This window comes from Pseudofrankia asymbiotica, assembly GCF_001983105.1.
Lineage (GTDB): Bacteria > Actinomycetota > Actinomycetes > Frankiales > Frankiaceae > Pseudofrankia > Pseudofrankia asymbiotica.
Genome location: NZ_MOMC01000056.1, coordinates 24,320 through 36,954 on the forward strand (window position 1 = coordinate 24,320; position 12,635 = coordinate 36,954).

Consider the following 12,635-nt stretch of genomic DNA (forward strand, 5'->3'; position numbering starts at 1 on the left):
GACGGGTGGGTACCCTCGGGGAGTACCTGGCGGGCTAGGGACGGGGCGTGGCGGCCATGTCGACGAAGCCGCGGGCAGACGCGGGCGAGGGGTCGGAGGGGTCCGACATGAGTGGCGGCGAGGACGGCGCCCACAGCCCGGTCGCCGAGGCGGCGCCGGCCGACGGCCAAGACGGCCAGCACGGCGAACATGGTCAGCACGGCCAACACGGCTACAGTGCGCACCGCGACGAGTACCTCGCGCGTCTGCGCCGGATCGAGGGCCAGGTCCGTGGGCTGCAGCGCATGGTCGACGAGGACAAGTACTGCATCGACATCCTGACGCAGGTCTCCGCCGCCACCCGCGCCCTGCAGTCCGTCGCGATCGGCCTGCTGGAGGACCATCTCGGCCACTGCGTCGCGGACGCCGTCGCCACCGGCGGCCCGGTCGCCGACGAGAAGCTGCGCGAGGCGAGCGCCGCCATCGCCCGCCTCGTCCGCTCCTGACCCTGCTATGGGGCAGCGGGCTACGGGCAGGGGGCCTCGTAGGCGCGGCCAGGGGCGGCGTGCAGCCATTCGGCCTGGGTGAGGCGAGTGCCGACGCGGGAACAGACCTGTTCCGCGGCGACCGCCGGGTCGAGCTCCCACACCCGCGCCGAGCCGGCGCCGGCGGCGGCCAGCGCCCAGCCGCGGCCGGACGAGCTGAGGGCCAGCGCACCCGGCGTCCCGTCCACACGCAGGGTCCCGCCGACCTTCGGGCGCGTCGGCGACGTCATGTCCCAGACGGCGATCTCACCGTCGGCACCGCCGGTGAGAAGCGTCCGCCCGTCCAGGCTGAAGACCAGTCCGGCGACGCCAGCGGGGCGGGCGCCGAACGAGGCCACCGGCCGTGGCCGCCGGCCGCCCGAGAGCTGGTAGAGCTGGACGCCGCCGCCCTCCGACGCCGTGGACGCGGCGGCGCCGGCGGAGCGCCGGTCGAGCGGGGTGGTGGCCACGGCGAGCAGGGAGTCATCCGGGCTGAACCGGACCTGGCTCGCCTTGGCCCAGACGTAGAACTCGGCATACGGGCGAGGACTGGCCGGCTCCGGGAGATCCCAGATCCGCAGAAAGCCGACGGCCCCGACCGCGAGGGTCCGGCCATCCGGCGCGAGCGCGACCGACAGCGCCGGGCCCGCGACCCTGACGGCGGCGAGCTGGCGGGGGTGGGCATGGTCGGCCACGTCCCAGAGGCGCGCGGCGCCATCCGCCTCGGCGGTGGCCAGCGTGCGGCCGTCGGCGGAGAAGGCGATGTCGTTGACCGCCGCCGCGGCGCCGCGCAGCACGGCCAGCTGGACGGGCCGGGCCGGGTTGGTGAGGTCCCACAGCCTGACCTGCCGGTCGGCCCCGCCGGTGGCCATCACCCGTCGGTTGTCGCCTCCCGCCGGCGCGGCGGTGACCGCCATGACCGCGCCCGTCTTCGCGAGGAGCGTGGCACCGCGGTGAACCGTGCTCGGGTCGCGCAGGTCCCAGACGCCCACACCGGTGTCGCTCGCCTGCAGGAGGGTGGCGCCGTCGGCGCTGAGCGCGACGTCATGCACGGCGCCGCCGGACTGCCCGGTCTCGCGCACCGCGGCGTCGACCAGCACCTTCGCGGCCTGCGGGGTCTCGGAGATCCGGTATGCCGCCACGGCGAGCTGGCCGGCGAAATCCGGGCGCGCGGGCAGTAGCTGGCTCGCCTCGGCCGCGAGCCGCCGCGACGTGGCCGCGTCCCGGGCCGCGTGCACCCGGCCAAGGACCCCGATCACGCCGACGACCACCACGGCGACCACGACGACGCCCGCCAGCGCGCTCGCCGGCGTCACCAGCTCCCGCAGTCGGCGGGCGGACGCCCGGAACCAGCGGCGGCCGGCCACCCGCCGCACTGGCTCGGTGTCCGGCGCTGGCGGCGAGACCGACTCGTCGTCGACGCCGTGGACGGCGGAGGGCAACGGGACGGAGGGCAACGGGACGACGGCGGACTCGCCGGAAGCGTCAGCTGTGTCCCCTGCCGGCGCTGTGTCCTCTGCCGGCGCCGTGTCGGCCTTTGGGAGCGACGCGGCTGGCGTGGATGGGCCGGCCTCCTCGTCGGGGGCTGGTGGGCCGTCTCCGTCGGGCGCCTCGCCGTCCGGCGCCGCCGGGGCGTCCGGAACCGTTTCAGAGGCCTCCGGAACGTCGACCGGGCCCAGGACCTTGGCCGTCGCCACGATCGCCGTGACGTCGCTCTCAGCCGTCGCGACGGGCTCGGCTGACGCCTCGGGCGAGGCTGGCTCTGCCGTCGCTGGCTCTGCCGTCGGCGGCTCTGCCGTCGCGGGCTCTGCCGTCGGCGGCTCTGCCGTCGCGGATGTGGCATCTGCCGGCGTCGGCTCGTCCGGCGCGGCTGGCTCGTCGACCGCGGTCGGCTCGTCTACCGCCGTCGGCACGTCGACCGCCGTCGGCACGTCGACCGCGGCCGGCACGTCTACCGCCGTCGGCACGTCGACCGCCGTCGGCACGTCCACCGCCGTCGGCTCGTCCATCGGCCTGGGGTCGTCGTGTCCGGGGCGGCGCGCGAGGTCCTCGAAGAGGTCCTCCAGGCCGGCGGCCACCGCGCGCTGGCCGGCCTTGGAACGGGCCGGAGGGGCCGGGGGCGCGGGGGCGGGCGCGGCGGTCGGTGTGGGCAGGTTGGCCAGCTCGAGCAGGTGGTCGGCCAGGTCGCGCGCGTTGATCCGGCGGGCCGGATCCTTGCGCATCCCGTCAGCCAGCAGCGCCGCGAGCGGCGCCGGCACGCCCGTGAGGTCGGGCTGGGCGTAGACGACCCGCTGCAACAGCGCGCGCGGCGAGCCCACACCGAACGGCGGCCGGCCGGTGGCCGCGTAGATGATCATCGCGGCGCAGGCGAACACGTCGGCGGCGGCGGTGAGTGGATGGCCCAGCGCCAGCTCCGGTGCCATGAACGCGGGCGCGCCGAAGGTCGCCACCGCCGGGCCTCGGCGGGTGCCCTCGCCGAGGCGGCCGGCGGCCCGGGCGACGCCGAAGTCGATGAACCTGGGGCCGCCGTCGGCGAGCGCGACCCGCGCCGGCTTGAGGTCGCCAAGCACCAGGTCCTCGTGATGCAGCTCCGCGAGCCCGGTGGCCATCGCCGCGCCCAGCCGCCCGACCGCGGCCGCGGACAACGGACCACCGGAGTCGACCATCGCGCCGAGAGTCGGAGCGTCGAGGAACTCCGTCACGACGTACGGCGTCGGCCCGTCCACGTCGACGTCCAGGACCTCGGCCAGGCAGGCCGGCGCCGTGTCCCGCGCGCGCAGCGCCTCGGCGCGCAGCTGTCCCAGGAAGGCCCGGTCGAAGGCCAGGTCGGATGCGATGATCTTCACGGCCACGCGGCCGCCGTCGCCCGCGCGGCAGAGGTGCACCACCCCGGTGCTGCTGGTCACCAGGACCCGCTCGACGAGGTACGGGCCGATCCGCGCTGGATGTCCCGCGCGGCCGCCGCGGCCCTCGCGCGCGGATGTCGGGCGCTCACCGGCCACGGCCACGCACCGACCTCCAGGAAAAGCCGACCAGCCACCGGACGACGCGGTCTCTCCGAACGACATCCAGCCGCCTGGTCACCCCAGCGGATACCGCTGGCCCGCCGGCGACCCCGACGACCCGGCCATCCATCAAAGCCTGACGCGGAGGTGTCATCGAGTTTGCCGTTCGGTACGTCTGTCCAGGTCGGATGCTATCCGCGTCCCACGACGGCCCGATGACGAGCCAGAATGCCCGGACCGCGCGGATGTGGACACAGGCGCGTTTCGTCCACGTTCTCCGACCGCGGCACGCCGCCGCCCCGACCATCGACAACAAAAGGCCGGCCGCCAACGACCGCCGATCGCCCAGGCGACATCAGCCGGCGGGCGTTGACCGGGCGAACGGCCGCAGTCGTGCCACCAGCCCGCGCACCTCCGCGCCCGCCGCCGCGATGATCTCTTCGGGCGAGGCGTCGCGCGCGCCTTCCAGCAGCACATCGAGCGCGGTCAACCGCTCCGCGACCTCGGTCATCAGATCGAAGTCGCGAACCCGCTGATGGGCCAGCTCGCTGAGCCGCTCGTTCTTCTCGAACAGCTCGACAAAGACGCTGACCTTGGCCCGCAACAGCCACGGGTCGAAAGGCTTGGCGATGTAGTCGACGGCGCCGACGGCGTATCCCCGGAAAGCGTGATGCGGCTCACGGTCAATGGCGGTCAGGAAGATGATCGGTGTGTCCCTGGTCCGCCCGCGCTGCTTGATCCGGTGGGCGGTCTCGAACCCGTCCATGCCGGGCATCTGCACGTCCAGCAGGATCACCGCGAAGTCATCGACGAGCAGCCGCTTGAGCGCCTCCTCGCCAGAGGATGCGGTGACGAGCTCCTGGTCCAGAGAGGCGAGGATCGCCTCCAGCGCCATGAGGTTGTCGGGCCGGTCGTCGACCAACAGGATCTTGCTCCGTGGCCGTTCCGCGCTCGGCCCGTCTCCTGGGTCGACAGGACCGCCGGTCCGCTCGGTCACCCGCCTTCCTCCTCCTGTCGTCATGCGCCTCGGTCGCGCCGGTCCCGCGGGTCATGGGGCACCAGGCTCGTCCTCGATACGTGTTTCGGCATACCAACCATCGCTGATAGCCCCCAAGCGGTCACCACCGCCCCCCGAACAATCGCCTGTGAGCCACCCCGCCTACCTCGGCCGGAACCGCGTAGGGAGGGCCACCCAGCGCCCGCTAGAGATGAGAGCGCATGACGGAGAGGAGGTGGTCGAGGTCGACCGGCTTCGTGATGTAGTCGCTCGCGCCGGCCGAGATGCTCTTCTCACGGTCACCTGGCATCGCCTTCGCGGTCAGCACCAGGATAGGCAGGTCGACGAACGCCGGCATCGCCCGGATCAYGGCGGTCGCCTCGTTGCCGTCCATGCCGGGCAGCATCACGTCCATCAGCACCAGCCTGACGGCCTCGTTGCTCTCCTGCTGCAGCAGCTTGATTGCGTCACGCCCGTTGTCCGCGTACCGCACCCGCATGCCGAACATCTCCAGCGCGCTCGTCAGCGCGAAGACGTTACGAACGTCATCGTCGACGACCAGCACCGTGGTGCCCTGCAGCGGGTCGGACTCGTCCGGGTCGACCTCGCGGCGCGGCCGCGAGGTCTCGGTGAGGAACGGCGTCCCGCCCGGCTCCGGTGTGCCCAGCTCCCCGCGCCGGGTGGCGACGCCCGCGCCCGCGCCGCCGCCCACGCCGGCCGCCGGCTCGCCGGCCGCCGGCTCGCCGGCCGGGAGCCACCGCATGGCCGGTAGGGCGGTCGCGTCCGGCTCGCCGGTGGGAAGCGCCGGCTGGGAGGGCGCGAGACGCGTCGCGGAGGCGTCGGGGGCCCAGGCGCCGACGGGGCTGACGGGGCTGACGGGGCCGACGGGGCCGACGGCCGGATAGCCGGGACCCTGCTGGCCGGACGGGGTGAACGCGCCGTGGCCGTCGAGGCCGGGCTGGCCCCCGCCCTGCGCGCCCTCGTCCCCGATGATGATCAGGACGTCGTCCGGCTCGCCGGGCGTGAGCCCGTAGGGCACGTGATCCGTGGGCATCACCGACGGGACGTAGAGCGTGAAGGTGCTGCCCTGCCCGAACGCGCTGGACACCGCGATCGAGCCGCCGAGCAGCCGCGCGATCTCCTTGCTGATCGACAGGCCGAGCCCCGTGCCGCCGTAACGCCGCGACGTCGTCCCGTCCGCCTGCTGGAACGCCTCGAAGATCATGCGGAGCTTGTCGCCGGCGATCCCGATGCCGGTGTCGGACACGGCGAACGACAGGACGGTCGGCGCCGAGCGCAGGCTCGGCACGATGAACGGCCCGTCGGAGGACGCGACCGTGACGTCGAGGCGGACCACGCCGGCGTCGGTGAACTTCACCGCGTTCGACAGCAGGTTGCGCAGCACCTGCTGGATGCGCTGCTCGTCGGTGACGAACTCGGCCGGCACGTCCGGGGCGACCGTCACCGCGAAGGTGAGCCCCTTCTGCTCGGCCAGCGGCCTGACCGCCTGCCCGATGCCGTCGCACAGCGCGTCCGTGCGCACGGTCGCCGCCTCGACGTCCATCTTCCCGGCCTCGACCTTCGACAGGTCGAGGATGTCGTTGATCAGCATGAGCAGCTCGGAGCCGGAGGAGTGAATCGTCTTGGCGAACTCGATCTGCTGGAACGTGAGGTTGTCGTCCTGGTTGTCGGCCAGCAGCTTCGCCAGGATGAGCAGGCTGTTCAGCGGGGTGCGCAGCTCGTGGCTCATGTTGGCGAGGAACTCGGTCTTGTACTGCGACGACAGCGCGAGCTGCTCGGCCTTCTCCTCCAGGCCGATCCTGGCGAGCTCGATCTCGCGGTTCTTCACCTCGAGGAGCTGCGCCTTCTCCTCCAGCTCGGCGTTCGTGCGCTGCAGCTCGACGGACTGGGAACGCAGCTCCTGCGTGAGCCGCTGGGACTGCGCCAGCAGCTCCTCGGTCCTGGCGTTCGCCATGATCGTGTTGAGCACGACGCCGATCGTGTCGACGAGCTGCTCGACCAGGTTCAGGTGCAGCTCCGAGAACGGCGTGAAGCTGGCCAGCTCGATCACGCCGAGCACCTGGTTCTCGAACAGCACCGGCACCACTACCAGGTCGCACGGCGGCGCGCTGCCCAGGCCGCTGCGGATGGTCAGGTAGCCGGCCGGCACCTTCTCCACCCTGATCCGGTTCTTCTCCACGGCGGCCTGGCCGATCAGGCCCTCGCCGAACAGGAACGTGCCGTCCGAGCGGCGCCGCGGCACCGAGCCGTAGCCGGCGACGTAGCGCAGCTTGTCGCCCTCGATGAAGTCGAGCAGGTAGACGGTGCCCTGCTGGGCGTTCACCGCCGGCGTCATCTCGGATATGATCATCTGACAGACGGCGTACAGGTCGCGCTGGCCCTGCATCTTGCTGCCGATCCTGGCCAGGTTCGACTTCAGCCAGTCCTGCTGCGCGTTCACCTCGGTCGTCTCGCGCAGCCGGGTGATCATCTGGTTGATGTTGTCCTTGAGCTCCRCCACCTCACCCTCGGCCTCGACCGAGATGGTCCTGGTCAGGTCGCCGAGGGTCACCGCCGTCGACACGTCACCGATCGCGCGCAGCTGGATCGTGAGCGTCGAGGCGAGCTGGTTGACGCTGTCGGTCAGGTCGCGCCACACGCCGGCGACGCCCGCGACCGTCGCCTGCCCGCCGAGCTCGCCCTCGACGCCGACCTCGCGGGCCACCCGGGTGACCTCGGCCGCGAACGAGGACAGCTGGTCAACCATGATGTTGACGGTGTCCTTGAGCTCGGCGATCTCGCCCTGCGCGTTGACGGTGATCTTCTGGGACAGGTCGCCCTTGGCGACCGCCGTCGTGACCAGGGCGATGCCGCGGACCTGGGTGGTCAGGTTGGCCGCCATGACGTTGACCGAGTCGGTCAGGTCCCGCCACACCCCGGAGACCCCGCGCACGTGCGCCTGCTCGCCCAGGTTGCCCTCGGTGCCGACCTCCTTGGCGACCCGGGTGACCTCGTCGGCGAACGCCGAGAGCTGGTCGACCATCGTGTTCAGGGTTTCCTTGAGGTCCGCGATCTCACCCTGAGCGGTGACGGTGATCTTCTGCGAGAGGTCGCCGTTGGCGACGGCCTTCGCCACCAACGCGATGTTGCGGACCTGGGCGGTCAGGTTGCCCGCCATCGAGTTCACCGACTCGGTCAGGTCCCGCCACACCCCGGAGACCCCGCGCACGTGCGCCTGGCCGGCCAGGTTGCCCTCGGTGCCCACCTCCCAGGCGACCCTGGTCACCTCATCGGCGAACGACGACAGCTGGTCGACCATCGTGTTGAGCGTGTGCGCGAGCGCGGCCACCTCGCCGCGGGCGTCGACCTGGATCTGGCGGGTCAGGTCGCCGCGCTGGACCGCCGCCGCCATCTCGGCGATGCCGCGGACCTGGGTGGTCAGGTTGGCCGCCATGACGTTGACCGAGTCGGTCAGGTCGCGCCAGACACCGGAGACACCCTTGACCGTCGCCTGGCCGCCGAGCTTGCCCTCGGTGCCGACCTCCTTGGCGACCCGGGTGACCTCGTCGGCGAAGGCGGAGAGCTGGTCGACCATCGTGTTGACGGTGTGCTTGAGCTCGGCGATCTCGCCCTGCGCGTCAACGGTGATCTTCTGAGACAGGTCGCCGTTCGCCACCGCGGTGGTGACGTGGGCGATGCCGCGGACCTGGGCGGTCAGGTTGCCCGCCATCGAGTTCACCGACTCGGTCAGGTCCCGCCACACGCCGGAGACGCCCTTGACCTGCGCCTGGCCGGCCAGCTTGCCCTCGGTGCCCACCTCGCGGGCGACCCGGGTCACCTCATCGGCGAACGAGGACAGCTGGTCGACCATAGTGTTCACGGTCGTGCCGATGTGCAGGAACTCACCCCGTACCGGCTGGCCCGCGATCTCCAGCGGCATGTGCTGGGAGAGGTCGCCCTCGGCCACCGCCGCGATGACCCGGCCGACCTCGTGCGTCGGGCGGGCGAGGTCGTCGATCAGCGAGTTCACCGACCGGGTGAGGCTGCGCCAGCCGTCCCGGCCGCCGAGGTCATCCATGCGCTGCGTCAGCCGGCCCTCGCGGCGGATGACATTGCTCACCCGCTCCAGCTCGCGGGCATGCCTCTCCTGGGTGGCGGCCAGCTCGTCGAACCGGCGGGCGACCTCGCCGGACAGCCCGTCCCGGACGCCGAGACGGACGCTGAAGTCGCCGTCACAGAGTCCGGACAGGCCGGCGAGCAGATCCGCCAGCAGGTCGTCCACGGCGGCCGAGGCGAGGTCGTGGCCCCCTCCTAGCCCGTCGGGCGGAGCACCCTCCAGGACGGCGGTCGCCGTCCCATGACCGCCGCCGTTCTGGCTCGACGCTCCAGCACCCTCCGTGGCCCCCCCGTGGTCCGCCGATGCCGATCGGGCCTTCGTGCTAGCCGACGAACCGGGCAGGGCACCATCATCTTGGCGCGCGTCCGGCGCTTCGTGGTCACGATCGAGGCTCATCTGTCTCCTCGGGGTCTACGGCAGCACACCGGTCGTTGCTATTCGTCCCTCGGCAGGTCACACCCGGCGCCAGTATCCGCCTCACCGCGGACATCACAGGAGAGACTGACCGACATGAGCGCCGTAGGGCTGGATGGAYGGCTACCTCACCACACCATCACACTGCCACCCGCTGCGGAGTCACCGCGCTCCGCCCGCAGATTCCTGCTGTCCACTCTGCGCGGAACGATCGACGAGGACACCCTCGACTCGGCGTTGTTGCTGGTCACGGAACTTGTCACCAACGTGGTGGTCCATGCGGGCACGCCGGCGACGGTCGACGTCACGGCCATCTCGCCTGGGGAGCTGACGGTCCGGGTGCACGATCTGCATCCGGTACTCATCGGCTCCTCCCGGCGTGGCGCCGGCGACGGGCAGCCCGGCGGCCAGGAAGGCGGCTTCGGCGAGTCCGGCCTGGGCGGCCTGCGCGAGGACGGCCGAGGTCTCGCCCTCGTCGACGCGCTGGCCAGCAGCTGGGGCACGGAGCACGGCGCCGGGGGCAAGACCGTCTGGTTCCGTCTCATCGCCACCACCCAGGCGGAATCATCGCCCGGCGAGCCGGTCGCCACCCCTTCCGAGCCGGCAGATGATGTGATTTCCCTCACATCCACGCCCGCGGCACGGTCGTCGTCCATTCCCGGCACCGTGCCACCGGCGCAGGAACGGCCCCTCGACGGCCCGCTGGCCGGACCGACGCAGCCGACCGCGATACCCGTCGACCCGCCGCCCGCCGACGGCTTTCTCCCCCGGCACGGCAGCGACAACGGCGCCTGGCTGGCGGCCGCCGCGCACGAGGCGGTGCCGTCGGCCGCCCCCGGAGCGGCGCTGGAGCCCTACCCGCGGTCCCCTCGGATCATCTCCCGGTCGACCGCGCGTGCCCTCACGGCCGAGGGCGAGGTCGCCGAGCTGCTCGCCCAGCTCGTCGACGCCCAGCCCGTGACCGGCGGGCTGGTCCACCGGCCGTCGCCGGACGACCCGGAGCCGGAGATCGTCGCCGCCCTCGGCAACACCGGCGAGCCGACCGACGCGCTGTCGTTCCCGCTCGACCCGACCCAGGACAGCCTCGGCGAGGTGCTGCTCTGGCCCGACCCCGCCCATCCGGGCCACGACGGCCAGCCCGCGGCCGTCGACGCCGAGCGGGTCCGGCTCGTCGCGCGCTGGATGGCGCTCGCCCTGGGCGGCGGCGACATGCGCCAGGCCGAGGAACGCCGGATCGGGATGCTGTCGTTCCTCGCCGAGGCCTCCGACCTGCTCGCCGGCAGCCTCGAGCTGGAGCACACGCTGTCCATGCTGGCGCACCTGCCGGTGCCGCGAATCGGCCGGTGGTGCGCCGTCTACCTGCGCCGCGACGACGGAAACCCGATCCTCGCGGCGGTCGCGCACGCGGAGGAGGCCGCGGAGCCCGAGCTCGCCGCGGCGGCCACCGACCCCGCCGGCCCCCTGCTGGCGGCCGTGCGCGGTGCCGGCACGACACCGGTGCGCCAGGTGACCACCCCGGACGGCCCGGTCCTCGTGGCCGTGCTGCGCGCCCGGCGCCGGGTGCTCGGCGTGGTCGCCATCGGGCGGGACCCCGGTGGCACGTTCGCGGCCGACGAGGCGGACCTGCTGGCCGACCTCGCCCGCCGGGCCGCGTTCGCGGTGGACAACGCCAAGCTCTACAGCCGGCAGGTGGAGCTCGCCGACGGCCTGCAGGCGGGGCTGCGCCCGCCCGTGCTGCCCGAGATCCCCGGGCTCGACCTCGGCGCGGCCTACGGCGCCGCCCGATCCGCCGGGCTGGACGTCGGTGGCGACTTCTTCGACCTGATGCCCGGGCCTGACGGCTGGACGGTCGCGATCGGCGACGTCTGCGGCAAGGGCGCCGAGGCGGCCACCGTCACCGGCGTCGCACGGGCCGTCCTGCGACTGCTCACCGGCCAGGCCACCCCGGTGGGAAAGATCCTCATCGACCTGAACAGGACGCTGCGCGACACCGCGACGGCCTATCCGCACGGCCAGCCGAGGTTCTGCACCATGGCGACGGCGAGCCTCGCCGAGCCGTCGGAGAAGGGTCTCCAGCTCACGCTGCACCTGGCCGGCCACCCGCAGCCGGTGCTGCTGGCCGGGGACGGCGGCGCGGCCTATGTGGGCGTGCCCGGGACGCTGCTGGGCGTGCTCGACGACGACGAGGTCGCGTTCCCGTCCACGGAGGTGGAGCTGCACCCCGGTGACGCCCTGGTGCTCTACACGGATGGGGTGGTGGAGGCCCGGGCGGGCCGGGAGCTGCTCGGCGAGCAGCGGCTCCTGGAGGCGGTCGGCGGCTGTGCGGGAATGTCCGCGCAGGGCGTCGCCGACCGGGTACGTGCCGCGGCCGACCGGTTCGCCGGCGGCAACCTGCGCGACGACATCGCCATCGTCGTCCTCCGTGTGCYCAGCCAGCCGTGATGGCGCCAGCAGTCATGTCCGTCGTTCGCCGGCCGGTCCTCCGGATGGTGGCTCCGCGCGCGACCTGGAGTGACATCACTCAGAGTGATACCGCTATCTCGCCACGGGTCAGCGCGGTTTCGGGAGATGGACGGCGTATCCAGGCCCATTCGGCGCCACATGTATCCCGTCTGCCCCGGTTTGCCGTTCAGTCTCGGGAACGAATGGCGACTCTCCGTGGTCAAAAACAACAGGTGGTTGCGACAACGGGTAGTGGGGTAGGAGGCTGGCGGCAGCTCCCCGGCAATGACCGAACGTCATTTCGGGGTGAGYCGACCCGGAGCGTGACCAGGGCTCGCCGGCACCAGACCGGTACTCCCGCGTTCCCGGGCCACCGGACGCACGGGCGGATCGGCCGCGCGGGCTCCGGACGGCGAGGCGACCGGAAAAATCGGTGTCTAAACGAGGCTTCCGGACCGCTCCGGCTGGGTAGTAGGTGTTGGATGTCCTCGTTCCGATTTGGTGGTCGATGAGCGCGATGCAGGGGTCCCCTTCGATGCCGCTCGCGGAACCGAAGGGGGAGACGGTGCCGGTGAACGTGGTGCGCCGGGCGTCGTCGGCCACCCCACCCGCCACTCACATCCTCGCCGAGCTGCCCTACCTGCCTTCGGCCGTGCCGCACGCCCGCCACGTGCTGCGTGAGTCACTGCGCGGCGCCGGCCTGGACGAGGACGCCACCTCGGTCGCGGAGCTTCTCGTCAGCGAGCTGGTGACCAATGCGGTGAAGTACGGCCAGCCGCCGGTATGGCTGCTGGTGGAGCTGCGCCCAGGGCTGGTCCACGCCTCGGTCTCCGACACCTCCACCGCGCTTCCCGAACGTCGCGCCGTCGACGACGACTCCGAGGGCGGCCGTGGCCTGCTCGTCCTCGACGCGCTCGCCGGCAGCTGGGGAGCTGTCACCGTCGACTCCGGCAAGTACCTCTGGTTCGACCTCGCCGTCACCCCCGCCCACACCCCGGACGGCCACACCCCGGATGGCTGTACGCCGGACGGTCACGCGCCTGACGACCACGCCGCCGCCCCACGCCCGGCCCCGGCCGCCTGACCCGGCCGGTCGTCGCGCCTCGACCTCACTCGCGCGGTGGCCGGGTCAGGGGGCGATGGCCGGGTCAGGAAAC

The 12,635-nt window shown here is 72.7% G+C and carries 6 protein-coding genes; 3 read left to right on the forward strand and 3 right to left on the reverse strand.

The window, feature by feature from the left end:
- The first annotated feature begins 107 nt into the window (after positions 1 to 107).
- Positions 108 to 485, forward strand: a complete 378-nt coding sequence (locus BL253_RS44870; RefSeq protein WP_076820094.1) for a metal-sensitive transcriptional regulator — start codon at positions 108 to 110, stop codon at positions 483 to 485.
- Positions 486 to 505: 20 nt separating this feature from the next.
- On the opposite strand, the gene BL253_RS26660 is transcribed toward BL253_RS44870, so the two are convergent.
- The 3 genes from BL253_RS26660 to BL253_RS26670 all read right to left on the reverse strand — a co-directional run bounded on the left by BL253_RS26660 (position 506) and on the right by BL253_RS26670 (position 9,018).
- Complete coding sequence (locus BL253_RS26660) at positions 506 to 3,511, reverse strand: serine/threonine-protein kinase (protein ID WP_076820059.1); 3,006 nt, start codon at positions 3,509 to 3,511, stop codon at positions 506 to 508.
- 352 nt (positions 3,512 to 3,863) lie between these two features.
- Entirely contained in the window at positions 3,864 to 4,505 is a 642-nt protein-coding gene (locus BL253_RS26665) for a response regulator (protein WP_071054284.1), read from the reverse strand.
- A gap of 205 nt (positions 4,506 to 4,710) precedes the next feature.
- Positions 4,711 to 9,018 carry a HAMP domain-containing protein gene (locus tag BL253_RS26670; protein WP_076820060.1) on the reverse strand — a complete coding sequence of 1,436 codons (4,308 nt, stop codon included), beginning with the start codon at positions 9,016 to 9,018 and terminating at the stop codon, positions 4,711 to 4,713.
- A gap of 114 nt (positions 9,019 to 9,132) precedes the next feature.
- On the opposite strand from BL253_RS26670, the gene BL253_RS26675 reads away from it, so the two are divergent.
- Both BL253_RS26675 and BL253_RS26680 read left to right on the forward strand, forming a co-directional pair.
- Positions 9,133 to 11,478 (forward strand): SpoIIE family protein phosphatase, encoded by a 2,346-nt coding sequence (locus BL253_RS26675; protein WP_076820061.1) that lies wholly within the window; start codon positions 9,133 to 9,135, stop codon positions 11,476 to 11,478.
- Between the two features lie 508 nt (positions 11,479 to 11,986).
- Positions 11,987 to 12,562, forward strand: a complete 576-nt coding sequence (locus BL253_RS26680; protein WP_241835171.1) for an ATP-binding protein — start codon at positions 11,987 to 11,989, stop codon at positions 12,560 to 12,562.
- Positions 12,563 to 12,635 lie beyond the last annotated feature (73 nt).

Bases quoted from the DNA above. Each gene is read 5' to 3' on its own strand.
- BL253_RS26680 (WP_241835171.1), top strand. From the start codon at position 11,987: ATGAGCGCGATGCAGGGGTCCCCTTCGATGCCGCTCGCGGAACCGAAG.
- BL253_RS44870 (WP_076820094.1), top strand. From the start codon at position 108: ATGAGTGGCGGCGAGGACGGCGCCCACAGCCCGGTCGCCGAGGCGGCG.